Below are 13857 nucleotides of genomic sequence, written 5' to 3' on the forward strand. Positions count from 1 at the left end.
CGACCTTGTCGACCGCGCCCATGCGTGGCGGAACGATGAGGCCGAGTTTCTTGGCCACCGGCTTGATGGTCCATCCCTGCACCAATAGCGAGACGAGCACGATGATGAAGGCGGTGTTGAAGTAGATTTGCCCGTTCGGAAGCCCGCCAAGGATCGGCATGATGGCGAGCAGGATCGAGACCGCACCGCGGAGGCCGACCCAAGCCACGAAGCCGATCTCCTGCTGCGTATAATCAAAGGGCAGCAGCGAAAGCCAGACCGCGAGCGGGCGGGCGACGAAAATCAGGAAGAGCGCAAGCGCAACCGCAGGCAGGACGATCGCCGGAAACTGCGATGGCGTGGCGAGCAGGCCAAGCACGAGGAACATGATGATCTGCGCCAGCCAGGTCAGGCCGTCCTGGAAGCGCTTGACGGAGCCGAGCGCCGGCAGCTTGCGGTTTCCGGCATAGATGCCCGCGACATAGACAGCCAGGAAGCCACTGCCGCCGACGGCGCCGGTGAAGGAAAAGACCAGCATGGCGAGACCGAGCACGAAGATCGGCGTGAGGCCGCGGTCGGTGTCCAGACGGCCGACCACCTGTGTGATCATCATGCCGCCGAGCAGCCCGAGAATGACGCCAAGGCCCATTTGCTCGACGAACATTGCGAGCATGCCGATATCCATGCCGGCATAGCCTTCGCCGCTGGCGAGCAGTTCAACCAGCGCAATGGTAAGGAAGATTGCCATCGGATCGTTGGTGCCGGATTCGACTTCCAGTGTCGAGCGCACCTTGTCACGGATGTTGATGCCGCCGATGCGCAGCAGGAAGAATACGGCCGCCGCATCCGTCGAGGCGACGATCGAGCCGAGCAGCAAGCCTTCGAGCCAGCTGAAACCAAGAAGCCACACTGCCGCCACGGCAAAGAGGCTGGCGGTTAGCAGCACGCCGACGGAGGCAAGCGCCAGCGACGGGACGGCAGAAAGTTTGAAGGCCTGGATCGACGTGCCGCAACCGGAATCGAAAAGAATGACGGCAAGCGCAATCGAGCCGAGGGTGTAGGCGAGATAGTTGTTGTTGAATTCGATGCCGAGCCCGTCGACGCCCGCGGCAAGGCCAATCGCCAGGAACAGCAGAAGGAGCGGAGCACCGAAGCGAAAGGCGAGCAAGCTCGAAAAGGCGGCAAGAAGCACGAGCGCCGTTGATACCAGCACGACGATATAGAATGCTTCCACGTCAATCCCCTTTCAACGCCCGCACCGCCAGCGCGCCCCGCCTTGCAGCGATTCCATCCCTCCACGCTTGTTCCGCTGCATCAGTAAACGGCAAAACAGGGCGGAAGGGTAGGCCTAACGGCTTAACCTCGGTCACCTGCGGTACCATGCGGCTGAACGGCTTGCCGGATGGCTGGCCGATGCGGATGCTACGGGAAAGAATCTATATAAAGAATTTATAGGAAAATCAGGCGAGAGGAGGGCAGGGAACCCAGCGAGGCAGTTTTTGTTTGAGGCTCTTAGAGGCGGCTTAAATTTTCTTCACCGCATATCGCTTCTGGATTCTATCCACGAGCGTACCATCTCGGAGCGGTATGCTTTCGAGGGTTCGATAGGTACGGAATCCCATCTTTTCATAGTATGCCAGCCCGCCGGTATTGTCGGCACGGATGGTTGCGTTGATGAACTCGATATTGAGCTCCTCGGCGGCGGAAAGGGTTGCGGCGAAGAGCGCAGTGCCGACGCCGCGTATCTTCGGGCTCCTGCGGGAAAAGGTTCCGATGTCGGCCCATCCCTCAGGCAGATTTTCGTAAAGGCTCAAGAACTGAAAGCCGGCGATGCTCGCCCCCGCCTGTGCGACATGGCAGGTCAAGGCGGACTCGCCGGCAATGAACCAGTCGGTCAGCTCCTCAATCGAAAGAGGGGTTTCCAGGGCGGTCGTGCCGCCAGCTTCAATGATCTCATTGAGAAGCTCGCAGAGTTCCTCTGCATCGTCCGGGCTCGCACGTCGAATATCAAGATGCACCATAGTCTTCTATCCACCTATTACCGAGTAAGCTGGGGGCAGTTCGTGTTATTCGAAACGGAACGCGTGGCGCAGTCAATCGCTCAAAATAAAAGCGGCCCGGTTGCCCGAGCCGCTTTCGACGATCTGTATCGCGACGCTCTTAGATGAGCTTTGCGAAAGCAACGGCCGTGTCGGACATGCGGCTGGAGAAGCCCCACTCGTTGTCGTACCAGGACAGAACGCGCACGAAGTTGCCTTCCATGACCTTCGTCTGATCGGTTGCGAAGATCGAGGAGTGGCTGTCATGGTTGAAGTCGCGGGAAACGAGCGGCTCGTCGGTGTAGCCGAGGATACCCTTGAGCTTGCCGTTTGCGGCAGCCTTGATCGCTTCGTTGATTTCGCCGACGGTCGTCGCCCTCTTGGCAACGAACTTGAAGTCGACGACCGAGACGTTCGGGGTCGGAACGCGGATCGACGTGCCGTCGAGCTTGCCCTTCAGATGCGGCAGAACGAGGCCAACGGCCTTGGCGGCGCCCGTCGAGGTTGGGATCATCGACAGAGCCGCAGCGCGGGCGCGATAGAGATCCTTGTGCATCGTGTCGAGCGTCGGCTGGTCGCCGGTGTAGGAGTGGATGGTGGTCATGAAGCCGTGGTCGATGCCGACGGCGTCGTCGAGAACCTTCACGACCGGCACGAGGCAGTTCGTCGTGCAGGAGGCGTTGGAGATGACCGTGTGCTCCTTGGTGAGCTGGTCATGGTTGACGCCAAAGACGACGGTCAGGTCGGCGCCGTCGGCAGGAGCCGAAACGATGACGCGCTTGGCGCCGGCCGTCAGGTGAGCGGCAGCCTTATCGCGTGCGGTGAAGATGCCGGTGCATTCCATCGCGATGTCGACGCCGAGTTCCCTGTGCGGAAGCGTCGCCGGATCCTTGATCGCGGTCACCTTGATCGGCTTGCCGTTGCCGACGATGATCGTGTCGCCTTCGACCTTCACCGTTGCCGGGAAACGGCCGTGGATTGAGTCGTAGCGCAGCAGATGCGCGTTGGTCTCGACAGGGCCGAGGTCGTTGATGGCGACCACTTCGATATCCGTGCGGCCGGATTCGACGATGGCGCGGAGAACGTTACGGCCGATGCGGCCGAAGCCGTTGATGGCAACCTTTACAGTCATTAGCATTTACTCCGTGAATATAAGGCTTGCGGTGGAGTGGAGAGCGCCGGAGCGCTCCCCTTAGAGCTTGGCTTCTGCTGCGGCGACGACGGCTTCCGCCGTGATGCCGAAATGCTTGTAGAGCTCCTTGTACGGGCCAGAAGCGCCGAAGCTCTTCATGCCGATAAAGGTGCCTTCAGGGCCGATGAAGGCGTCCCAGCCTTCGCGGACAGCGGCTTCGACGGCGATCTTTACCGGCGAGTTGCCGATGACCGCCTTGCGATAGGCTTCCGGCTGCTCGAAGAAGAGCTCGGTGCATGGGACCGAGACGACGCGGGTGGAAACGCCCTTGCCTTCCAGCGCTGCGCGTGCGGCTACGGCGATCTCGACTTCGGAGCCCGTAGCGAAAATCGTAACCTTGGCGTCGTCGGCTCCGGCGAGCGTGTAGGCGCCCTGTGCCGAGAGGTTCTTCTCGCTGTATTCCGTGCGGACAGCCGAGAGGTTCTGGCGGGTGAGCGCCAGGCCCGACGGACGGTTCTTCGTCTTGATGGCGATCTGCCAGCATTCGGCGGTTTCCGTCGCGTCGGCCGGACGGAAGATCATCAGGTTCGGGACAGCACGCAATGCCGCAAGCTGTTCGACCGGCTGGTGGGTCGGGCCGTCTTCGCCGAGACCGATCGAGTCATGCGTCAGCACGTGGATGACGCGGATGCCCATCAGCGCAGCCAGGCGGATCGGCGGGCGGCAATAGTCCGAGAAGATGAGGAAGCCGCCGCCGTAGGGGATCAGGCCGCCATGCAGCGAGATCCCGTTCATCGCGGCTGCCATGCCGTGTTCGCGGATGCCGTAATGCATGTAGCGGCCGGCGAAGTCCGTCGGCGTGATCGAATGCATCTGGCTGGTCTTGGTGTTGTTCGACGGCGTCAGGTCGGCCGAGCCGCCGAGCGTTTCAGGCAGGAAGCCGTTGATGACTTCGAGTGCATCTTCCGAAGCCTTGCGGGTTGCCACCGTCGGCTTCGTTTCGGCGAGCTTCTTCTTGTATTCGCTGATGGCAGCGTCGAAACCTTGCGGCAGTTCGCCGGCGAAGCGGCGGGTGAACTCGGCCTTCTTGTCGGAGGCGGCAAGACGGCCTTCCCAGGCCTTGACGGCATCAGCCGAGCGCGTGCCGGCCTTGCGCCAGGTATCCAGAATGTCCTCCGGGACGACGAAGGCTTCGGCGTGCCAGTTCAGCGCCTCGCGGGTCGCGGCGATTTCGTCGGCACCGAGCGGGTTGCCGTGCACCTTGTGGGTGCCCTGCTTGTTCGGTGCGCCGAAGCCGATGATGGTCTTGCAGGCGATCAGCGTCGGGCGATCGGACTTCTGCGCCGCTTCGATCGCCGCGCCGATGGCGGCTTGGTCGTGGCCGTCCAGTTCGATCGTGTGCCAGTGAGCCGCCTTGAAGCGGGCAACCTGGTCGGTCGAGTCAGACAGAGAGACGGCGCCGTCGATGGTGATCGAGTTGTTATCCCAGAAGACGATGAGCTTGTTGAGCTTCAGATGGCCCGCAAGCGCGATCGCTTCCTGGCTGACGCCTTCCATGAGGCAGCCGTCTCCCGAGATGACATAGGTATAATGATCGAGCAGATCGGCGCCGAATTCCTCGCGCAGCTTCCGCTCTGCAATCGCCATGCCGACAGAGTTGGCAATACCCTGGCCGAGCGGCCCGGTCGTCGTTTCGATGCCCGTGGCGTGGCCGTATTCCGGGTGGCCGGCGGTCTTGGAGCCGAGCTGGCGGAACCGCTTGATCTCCTCGATCGTCATGTCGGGGTATCCGGTGAGGTAAAGTACCGAATAGAGGAGCATCGAGCCGTGGCCGGCTGACAGCACGAAACGGTCGCGGTTCGGCCAGTGCGGCTTCTTTGGGTCGAAGCGCAGATACTTGGTGAAGAGAACGGTGGCGACATCCGCCATACCCATGGGCAGGCCCGGGTGGCCCGAATTTGCCTTTTCGACGGCGTCCATGGAGAGGAAACGGATCGCATTGGCCATGCGATCATGTTGTTCGGGAGAGGTCATGGCTTTTCCACGGGGTTCCGGTGTCAGGAGATGGCCTTGAGCCTTCTGAAGACCATCGATGAAAGCGCGGTGAGACATAGCAGTTGGAACGGCCAAGTCAATAAACGGCGGGCCATGTCGGGGTCACGTTACGGCGATTTTTGACTTTTGACCGAGTGGTTGTACAAAAGACGAGTCCTCGCCTGCGTGGTATGAACATTCCAGTCATCCACAAGATAGGGCCCATGCCGTGACACGGCTTTTATTGACGTGCCGTCAGCTAGCTGCATATCCTTTTGAAATCACTGGACCTGCATTGGATGCCGATTCGAGAGGTCTCGCGCGAAGGAACGGACAGCGACATGACTCCCACAGGTAAAACCATGGAAGCGGCGCTCAACGAGCTGAAGCAAGCTATTTCCGGGCTGGAAAACGCCGTGGACATGCGCATTGAGCGCCAGCGCGAGCAGGGCGATATCGAAAGTGAGGTTCGGCGCGTTCATGCCGACCGCTCCAAGCTCGCGCAGGAGTTGGACCAGGCCGAATTCCGTGCCAACCGGCTGGAAGAGGTCAATCGCGAAGTTTCGCGAAGGTTGGTAACGGCGATGGAAACGATCCGCGCGGTCCTGGACCGCTAATGGAAAGACACTGCTATGGCGCAGGTAACGGTAACGATTGATGGAAAAGCCTACCGAATGGCCTGTGAGGAGGGGCAGGAAGAACACCTGACCGACCTCGCCGACCGCTTCGACCGCTATGTCGGCCATCTTAAGGGGCAGTTTGGCGAAATCGGAGATTTGCGGATCACCGTCATGGCGGGGATCATGGTGATGGACGAGATCTCCGAGCTGAGCCGCCGTTTGGCCGGGCTGGAAGCCGAACTCGCAACGCTGCGCGGCCATCGCGACACGGTTCTCGCTGCCACCGCGCGGACGGAAGAAAGCCTTGCTGAAGCGATTGGCGAGGTGACGAACCGCATTCGCGGCATCACCGACAAACTCAACGGCCGCGCGCCGGCGGAGCTGAATTAAAATTGCCTGGATGGCTGCCGCACCCACTGGTGCGGACGCCCTAATACCCCTATATTCGTCTTCGCGGTCTGCGCCTCTCGACAGGAACAATGAATCCTCGGGGCCTTACCCGATCCTATGGGAGCTGTCCCTGTCCGGGCTCGTGGGTCTGGACATACGGCGCCCACCTACTTTCGTAGGCGCCCAGGATCGAACGCTTCCATCGGTTGCGTGGATCGCGCATCATTTTTCAGCGGACGATGTCCGCCCCTCGTCTATCCCGATATCTTTTTTGATATGGCTGCTCAGCGCGGCCGCAGCCTGTGGGCGTGCCGCGGGTTCACGTAACCCGGCATCGGTAAGGGCGCTCTGAAACCGCACTAATACATTCAGGATTTTCATCGTAAGCGTCATGGTCTTTCTCCATAACGCCAATTTAAGTGCGAACCGGTCTGGCGTATAATGAAACTCGCTGGCAATATTCATGAGAGATTTTCATGTCAGACCGCCCGTTGCCGCCGCTTTCGACACTGCAGGCCTTCTGCGCCATTGCCGAGACGGGCGGCTTTGGCCGCGCGGCGGAGCGGCTTGGGCTGACGCAGACCGCCATCAGCCATCAGATCGCCCAGCTGGAAGGCTGGATGGGTGGCCGACTTTTCGAGCGCGGGCGGCACGGAGCGCGGCTTTCGCCGCTTGGGCTCAAGCTTCAGCCGGAAATTTCTGCTGCGTTGACAGCGCTCGAAACGGTCCTGCATCACGGACGAGCGGCCAGCGCCAGTCCTTCGCTTGTCATCGCTACGACACCGGAGTTTTCGAGCCAATGGCTTGCGCCGCGGCTGGAAGCATTCTGCCGCCGCTATCCCAAAATCGAGGTCCGGACGGCCGTCGCTTATCAGCGACCGGATTTCGCAAGCGTCGATTTGGCAATCTGGCTTGGACGCGGCGGTCCCGACCTCGTCACCGAACCGCTGTTGCTCGACGATGAATTCGTGGTCTGCGCACCCGAGCTGTCTCGCAGGCTTCCGAGCCGAGGCGCCATTCGCGCAGCGCCGTTGCTTCTCTATCGCGGCATGCGTCACACGGTGCTCGACTGGCAGCGATGGTACGAACAGATTGGCGTCGATCCCAAAGCCGAGGAGCTTGCCGGTTTTGACATCGTGGAGGCGGTTCGCGATGCGCAGGTCTTCGATGCTTTCGAGGAGATGCTGGAAGCCTGCGGCAGGGGAGAGGGCTTTGCGCTTGTCCGCAGCTCGCTCGTGGGCGCAGACCTCGATTCAGGCAAGCTCGTACGTTGCTTTGTCGAACAGCAGCCGGCTGCACTGAATTATGCCTTGCTCTATCCGGCCGGCGCCTTGGAGAAATCTTCGGTAGCGCTTTTCAGGAAGTGGCTCGTCGGCGAGACCGGACAGGAGCAATTTCGCCGGTAGCTCGTGATGCAGCACGCCGGGAAGCGCCGATCGTCGCCGGCCTCAGTGGACGCGGTGGTCCAGCTTTAGCCTTATTCGGCTGCTGCCAGAAACAACCTGTTCTGTGAGGAAGAGGCGAGGGCCTGCACCCGGGCTTCTGCCTTGGCGATCAGCTGATAAAATTCGTCCTGCGCTTCGACATCCAGCTGGATGACCGCATTCACATCGTCCGGCGTATCGCAGACGCACGCGACCGCCGATATAGGACAGACGCCGCCAGGATAGCGCTTGCCCGTACCGCTATAGGCACGGCGGCCCCAACGTTCCGAGTAGACCGTTTCCTCGCGGTCGAGGGACAGGATTGTTCCTTTGCAGGCCGTTACAATGGCCGCCTTGCCGTAAGCGAACCAGTGATAGTTCAGCTTCCGCAGGATATATTTGCCAGTAATGTCTTCACCGGCCAGTTCAGCGGGATCTTGAATCATTCTGATCATGACGGCTTCCTCAAGGTTGGAAGCAATATCCTGCATGTCTCGGTGCGCGGCAAGTCGAAAAACATCAGCTTTTATAAAGGTTTAGTAACAAACTATTTCCGATTCTTACAAACTTCCGGCGTCGAGCTCGGCCGCTCATGACGGAATTTGATGAATTCAATTCACAAGTGTTGCGCTTTGCGAGGGATTAATTCAGGAAAGCCGCTCACCCACATTCGGACCCGAACAAGAACCAGGCGCCCAAGTCCTGGGTGCGTCATCGATCGGGTCAATTCATGCCACTTGCTCTTTTTGCTCTGACGATCGCGGCCTATGCGATCGGAACCACGGAATTCGTCATCGTCGGTCTGCTGCCGACAGTCGCCAGCGACCTCCATATCACCCTGCCGCTCGCCGGTCTCATTGTCAGCGTCTATGCGCTCGGCGTCACCTTCGGCGCGCCGATCCTGACGGCATTGACCGGACGGATCGAACGCAAGCCGCTGCTGCTCGGGCTGATGGCGCTTTTCGTTGCCGGAAATGCCATGGCGGCACTTAGCCCGGCTTATGCGCCGCTGCTCGTCGCACGCGTGCTCTCAGCCTTCGCGCATGGCGTATTCTTCTCCGTCGGCTCGACGATCGCCGCCGATCTCGTGCCGGAAAACCGCCGCGCCTCTGCGATTGCCATGATGTTCATGGGATTGACCGTCGCGATCGTCACCGGCGTTCCGCTCGGCACTTTCATCGGCCAGACCTTCGGATGGCGGTCGACGTTTGCTGCCGTGGCCGTGCTCGGCGTGATCGCCTTTGCTGCAATTGCCCTGCTGCTGCCGTCGAACCTCACCAAGGCTGAACCCGCGACACTCAAGCAGCAGGTCGGCGTTCTCGGCAGCGGTCGGCTGCTGATTGTCTTTGCAATGACCGCTTTCGGCTACGGCGGCACTTTCGTTGCCTTTACCTTTCTCGCATCGATCCTGCAGGAGGTTACCGGGTTTTCCGCCTCCGCCGTCAGCCTGATCCTTGTCCTCTATGGTCTTGCCATTGCAGCCGGCAATGTCGTTGGCGGACGTATCGCCAACCGCGATCCCGTGAAGGCGCTGACCTGGCTCTTTGTCGCGCAGACGATCGTGCTGGTGCTTTTCAGCTTCACGGCGGCTTCGCCCTGGCTGACGATCCCGACACTTGCGGCGCTCGGCTTCCTGTCTTTCGCCAACGTGCCCGGGCTGCAGCTCTATGTCGTGCAGCTGGCGCGGCAGGTCCGCCCGGCCGCCGTCGATGTCGCCTCGGCGCTCAATATCGCCGCGTTCAACCTCGGCATCGCCATAGGTGCCTGGATCGGCGGATTGGTGGTGGAATCCTCGCTTGGGCTCGCCGCCACCCCCTGGGTCGGCGCGATTCTCGTCGCGGTCGCGCTGCTTCTGACCTTGCGAAGCGCGGCACTCGACCGCCGTCCGATTTCGGGGGTCGAATCGCTGCGGAAGGCCGCGGCTTGATCTTTTCAGCATGAACGGGCGCTTCGGCGCCCGTTTCTCATTGGCCTTCGAGGTCACTCTTCAGCCGGTCAATGACGGATAGAGCATGCCCGGCATAGGCGCTGATCCAGCGGTCGTAGATGTGCTTGATCGGCAGGCTGTTGAGGTGGTTCCAGCGTTCGCGGCCTTCCTTCTTCGCCATCACGAGATCGGCTTCCTCCAATACTTTGAGATGCTGCATCACCGTGCAGCGGTCCATGTCCGCGAAGGTCTCGCAGAGCATGCCGGTCGTGCGCGGGCCTTGCTTCAACAGATCCAGAATCTCGCGGCGGCGACGGTGCGCCAGAGCCTTGAAAACGGGGTCGTCGTCTGATTCGCTTGACATGTTATGTTTTTATAACATAATGCGTGCAGGCTCAATGGAAAAGAGGAGGAAGGGCCATGTCCCTCGGTATTCGCGTCGGCGGCCGGATCGGTCGCCCGGCTGCAGAAGTCTTCGATGCGGTGGTCAATCCGAAGAAGCTTTCGAGTTATTTCACGACCGTCGGCGGAGCGAGCGCGCCGCTTGTCAAAGGCACGACGGTGACATGGTGGAAGGATGCTCCGGTTGAAGTCGTCGATCTCGTTCCGGACAAACTGATCGTCCTCCGCTGGGATGGAGGGACCGATGCGAACAACGCCCGGTACAAGACGATCGTCGAGATGAAGTTCGAAGCACTGGACGATGGTGGGACGATGGTGACGATCTCCGAGAATGGCTGGCATGAGGATGAGGACGGCCGGCGCGGCACCTATCTCAACTGCGAGGGCTGGACCAATATGCTCTGCTGCATGAAGGCCTTTGTCGAATATGGCATCAACCTGCGTGACGGCATGTTCCTGAGCGAGATGCGCGGTGAGCCGGCCGAGGCCCCGGATTACGAGGCGCTTAAATGACCGAGCGGCTCCATCTCGTCCGCGCGGCCGACCGGTGGGAGCCGCCTTCGCTTTAATGTGACAGAGACTTTGCTTGCCTGCTGGATCGCGAGTGCTAGTTTCCCCGATCATATCGATTAGGAGATTCGAGATGCAGCTTGGCATGGTGGGTTTGGGCCGTATGGGCAATTATATGGTCCAACGCTTGATGCGGGATGGCCATGAATGCGTCGTCTACGACGCGAAGCCGGAAAGTGTGGCCGATCTTGTCGAAAAAGGTGCAGTCGGCAGCGCCTCGCTGGAGGAGTTCATATCGAAGCTGTCGCGCCCCCGGGCAGTGTGGCTCATGCTGCCGGCGGCGATTACAGACAAGGTGATCGCTCAGCTCGTTCCGCTGTTGCACGATGATGACATCATCATCGACGGCGGCAATTCCTATTACCATGACGACATTCGCCGTGGCGCCGAGCTGATCACCAAGGGCATCCACTATGTCGACGTCGGCACCAGCGGCGGCGTCTTCGGTTTGGAGCGCGGCTATTGCCTGATGATCGGCGGCGAAAAGGGCATCGTGCAGAGCCTCTCGCCCATCTTCGCGTCCTTGGCGCCTGGCGCCGGCAGCATACCCCCGTCAGCAAACCGCGAGCCTCACCCGAGCAGCACGGCGGAGCAGGGATATCTGCATTGCGGCCCGCACGGAGCCGGTCACTTCGTCAAGATGGTTCACAACGGCATCGAATATGGTCTGATGGCCGCTTATGCCGAGGGGCTGAACATCCTGAAACATGCGAATATCGGCGCAGCAACCCATGAGGCGGATGCAGAAACGGCACCGCTCTCCCATCCGGAGCATTATCGTTACGACTTCAACCTCCAGGATGTTGCTGAAGTGTGGCGGCGGGGCAGTGTCATCACCTCGTGGCTGCTTGATCTGACCTCCGATGCGCTGCATGCCGATCCAGCGCTGTCGAAATATGCCGGCCGCGTTTCGGATTCCGGCGAAGGACGTTGGACGATCATGGCGGCAATCGACGAAAGCGTCCCGACGCCGGTGCTGAGTGCCGCGCTTTATGGCCGGTTCTCCTCGCGCGACAATGACGAGTTCGCCAACAAGGTGCTTTCTGCCATGCGTGCCGGTTTCGGTGGCCACGTGGAAAAGCCTAAAGGATAAGATATCCCGCAGGACCGATCTGGAGCCCGCGTAGCACCCGCTGCGCGGGTTTTTCTTTCATACGGCACGATGTATGGTCGAGGTACCAACATCGGGGGGCAAGGCGATGGGTAAGAGAATTGGTGCGTATGGGGTGCTGCGTTTTTTGATTCCACTGCTTGTCGTTATCGCTGCTGCCGGCGCCGCCAGTGCGCAGACCGCAGCCCCGACAACGCCTCAGGCACCTGCAATCCAGCCGCCGGTCGAGGTGCAGCAGCTACTCAAGCTCATGCAGACGCCGCAGGTGAAGGAATGGATGGCGAGGCAGACGACTGCCGCGCCGCCAGCCCTCTCAGCTGAAGCCGAAGAGATGTCGGTGCTCTCGGATCTTGTTAATCAGGCGCGTCGGCATGTGAACATGGTGTCCGGCGCCGCCATGGATTTGCCTGAGGAGGTGACATCCGCTTCGGCGATCGTAGAACAGGAAATTGCACCGGCTGGTTGGGCGTTGGTGACGACGGAAGTACTTGTTCTTTTGCTGGCGGGAGCGGTGGCTGAAATGCTGTTCCGTCTCATCGCGCCGCGACCGCGGATCCGCCGCGACGGCGAGGTCCCGACGGTTGTTCACCACGCCGCAGCGAACCTCCTTCATCGTATGATGCCGGCAATTGTCTTTGCCGTTGCGACGCTTGTGCCGTTACTGGCGTTCGATTGGCCGCCGGTCACCCGGTCGATGGTGATTGCCATTGCGATCGCACTCATCGTCGCGCGCTTCACCATCGCGCTTGGACATCTGCTGGTCACGCTCGTCACGCTTCCGCGCGCCGACAGCGGCAGCAACGTCTCGCGGGTGCAAGCCTCGTTCTGGTTTCGCCGCTGCGCCATCTTCGTCATCTACTTCGCTTTCGGATGGGCTGCGATCCAGCTGCTGGCTCCGCTCGGCTTTTCCACCGGAGCGCGCTATCTCGTCGGCTACGCTCTCGGCATCGGTCTGTTCCTGATTGCCGCCGAAGCGGTCTGGTCGCGTCCGTCGGAGGATCGGCCGCGTAGCGTGGCGGTTTCTTGGGGGCTGACGCTCTATTTCGCTCTGCTCTGGATTCTCTGGGTCACTGGTTTCAATCTTTTGCTCTGGATCGGCATCTATGCCGTGCTGCTGCCGCGCGTGCTGGCTGTCGCCACGCTCGCTGTCCGGTCGCTCCACCAGGCGGAAGCGGGGTTCCTGGCGCACCGCCCGTTCGCAACGGCGCTGTTGGATCGCGGCGTCCGCGCCATCATCATAGCAGCCGCGGCCCTTTGGCTCGGGCGTGCGCTCGGGCTCGCGGCCAACCGGATGGCCATGGGCGAGACGATGGCCGATCGCCTTACCCGAGGGGCACTCGGCGGTATTGTCATTCTTCTCGTTGCCGATCTGCTATGGCACCTGGCGCGAGCCTACATCAACGGCAGGCTTGAGGAAGCACGCGTCGATGAAGGCGCCACCGACGAGGAAAAGGCCAAGCGTGCGCGTCTGCGGACGCTGTTGCCGATTTTCCGCAACATCCTTGCGGTCGTGATCGCCGTCATCGCAGTTCTGATGGTGCTCTCAGGGCTGGGGGTGCAGATCGGTCCCTTGATCGCCGGCGCCGGCGTGGTCGGCGTTGCGGTTGGCTTCGGCGCGCAGACAATCGTCAAGGACGTCATCAGCGGCATGTTCTATCTGTGGGACGATGCCTTCCGGGTGGGGGAATATATCGAGAGCGGCAGCCACAAGGGGGTCGTCGAGGCTTTCAGCCTGCGCTCCGTGAAACTCCGCCATCACCGTGGCCCACTGACGACGGTGCCGTTTGGCGAACTCGGAGCAGTCAAGAACCTCAACCGCGACTGGACCATCGATAAAATCACACTGAATGTCACCTATGACACCGATCTCGTGAAGGTGAAAAAGGTGATCAAGCAGATCGGCCAGCAGCTTCTCGACAATCCAGAATTCGGGCCGCACATCATCGAAACCTTGAAGATGAAGGGCGTCGAGCAGTTTGGCGATTTCGCCATTGTCATTCGCCTGGCGATGATGACCAAGCCCGGTGAGCAATTCGTCATCCGGCGCAATGCGCTTGCCATGATCCGAACTGCCTTCAAGGAAAACGGCATCGAGTTCGCCGTGCCGACCGTGCAGGTTGCTGGCGAGGGCCGCGAAGCTGAGACGCATGCGGTAGCCGCACGGCATTTCGCACAAAAATCGGATCCGGCCAGCGAGCCGGCGGTCTGAGGCGAGCAGAAGTTCGCCGA

Annotated in this window: 14 protein-coding genes and 1 other RNA gene; 8 read left to right on the forward strand and 7 right to left on the reverse strand. The window is 60.8% G+C overall.

Features of this window, described 5'->3' with window-relative positions:
• From ACPYOJ_RS08580 to tkt, 4 genes are all read right to left on the reverse strand, one after another.
• Positions 1-1213, reverse strand: a 1213-nt coding sequence (locus tag ACPYOJ_RS08580) for a potassium/proton antiporter (protein ID WP_481415860.1), incomplete at its 3' end; no start/stop codon positions are given.
• 289 nt (positions 1214-1502) lie between these two features.
• A complete protein-coding gene (locus tag ACPYOJ_RS08585) occupies positions 1503-2000 on the reverse strand; it encodes an N-acetyltransferase family protein (protein WP_481415861.1) in 498 nt (165 codons plus the stop codon).
• Positions 2001-2139: 139 nt separating this feature from the next.
• Positions 2140-3150, reverse strand: coding sequence for a type I glyceraldehyde-3-phosphate dehydrogenase (gene gap / locus ACPYOJ_RS08590; RefSeq protein WP_481415862.1), 1011 nt, complete (start codon positions 3148-3150; stop codon positions 2140-2142).
• A gap of 60 nt (positions 3151-3210) precedes the next feature.
• Positions 3211-5184, reverse strand: a complete 1974-nt coding sequence (gene tkt / locus ACPYOJ_RS08595; protein WP_481415863.1) for a transketolase — start codon at positions 5182-5184, stop codon at positions 3211-3213.
• Between the two features lie 341 nt (positions 5185-5525).
• On the opposite strand from tkt, the gene ACPYOJ_RS08600 reads away from it, so the two are divergent.
• The 3 genes from ACPYOJ_RS08600 to ssrS all read left to right on the forward strand — a co-directional run bounded on the left by ACPYOJ_RS08600 (position 5526) and on the right by ssrS (position 6415).
• Positions 5526-5801 (forward strand): DUF4164 domain-containing protein, encoded by a 276-nt coding sequence (locus tag ACPYOJ_RS08600; RefSeq protein ID WP_481415943.1) that lies wholly within the window; start codon positions 5526-5528, stop codon positions 5799-5801.
• Positions 5802-5816: 15 nt separating this feature from the next.
• Complete coding sequence (locus ACPYOJ_RS08605; protein ID WP_168831549.1) at positions 5817-6194, forward strand: cell division protein ZapA; 378 nt, start codon at positions 5817-5819, stop codon at positions 6192-6194.
• A gap of 62 nt (positions 6195-6256) precedes the next feature.
• Positions 6257-6415: non-coding RNA, 6S RNA (gene ssrS / locus ACPYOJ_RS08610), on the forward strand.
• Between the two features lies 1 nt (position 6416).
• Here the strand turns inward: ssrS and ACPYOJ_RS08615 are convergent.
• On the reverse strand, positions 6417-6659 hold the full coding sequence (locus ACPYOJ_RS08615; RefSeq protein ID WP_481415864.1) for a hypothetical protein: 243 nt from the start codon (positions 6657-6659) through the stop codon (positions 6417-6419).
• An 11-nt stretch (positions 6660-6670) separates the two neighbouring features.
• Here ACPYOJ_RS08615 and ACPYOJ_RS08620 point away from each other — a divergent pair, with 11 nt between their 5' ends.
• Positions 6671-7600, forward strand: a complete 930-nt coding sequence (locus tag ACPYOJ_RS08620) for a LysR substrate-binding domain-containing protein (protein ID WP_481415865.1) — start codon at positions 6671-6673, stop codon at positions 7598-7600.
• 71 nt (positions 7601-7671) lie between these two features.
• Here the strand turns inward: ACPYOJ_RS08620 and ACPYOJ_RS08625 are convergent, their stop codons facing one another.
• A complete protein-coding gene (locus ACPYOJ_RS08625; protein ID WP_168831645.1) occupies positions 7672-8073 on the reverse strand; it encodes a hypothetical protein in 402 nt (133 codons plus the stop codon).
• Between the two features lie 275 nt (positions 8074-8348).
• Here ACPYOJ_RS08625 and ACPYOJ_RS08630 point away from each other — a divergent pair, with 275 nt between their 5' ends.
• Positions 8349-9545, forward strand: a complete 1197-nt coding sequence (locus tag ACPYOJ_RS08630; protein ID WP_481415866.1) for an MFS transporter — start codon at positions 8349-8351, stop codon at positions 9543-9545.
• A 37-nt stretch (positions 9546-9582) separates the two neighbouring features.
• Here the strand turns inward: ACPYOJ_RS08630 and ACPYOJ_RS08635 are convergent, their stop codons facing one another.
• Entirely contained in the window at positions 9583-9909 is a 327-nt protein-coding gene (locus ACPYOJ_RS08635; protein WP_481415867.1) for an ArsR/SmtB family transcription factor, read from the reverse strand.
• Positions 9910-9965: 56 nt separating this feature from the next.
• Here ACPYOJ_RS08635 and ACPYOJ_RS08640 point away from each other — a divergent pair, with 56 nt between their 5' ends.
• The 3 genes from ACPYOJ_RS08640 to ACPYOJ_RS08650 all read left to right on the forward strand — a co-directional run bounded on the left by ACPYOJ_RS08640 (position 9966) and on the right by ACPYOJ_RS08650 (position 13837).
• Positions 9966-10460, forward strand: coding sequence for an SRPBCC domain-containing protein (locus ACPYOJ_RS08640; RefSeq protein ID WP_481415868.1), 495 nt, complete (start codon positions 9966-9968; stop codon positions 10458-10460).
• Between the two features lie 130 nt (positions 10461-10590).
• Positions 10591-11610, forward strand: a complete 1020-nt coding sequence (gene gnd / locus ACPYOJ_RS08645; RefSeq protein WP_481415869.1) for a phosphogluconate dehydrogenase (NAD(+)-dependent, decarboxylating) — start codon at positions 10591-10593, stop codon at positions 11608-11610.
• A gap of 106 nt (positions 11611-11716) precedes the next feature.
• Positions 11717-13837 carry a mechanosensitive ion channel family protein gene (locus ACPYOJ_RS08650; RefSeq protein ID WP_481415870.1) on the forward strand — a complete coding sequence of 707 codons (2121 nt, stop codon included), beginning with the start codon at positions 11717-11719 and terminating at the stop codon, positions 13835-13837.
• The last annotated feature ends 20 nt before the right edge of the window (positions 13838-13857 follow it).

The organism is Rhizobium sp. SVR5-9E, assembly GCF_056755095.1.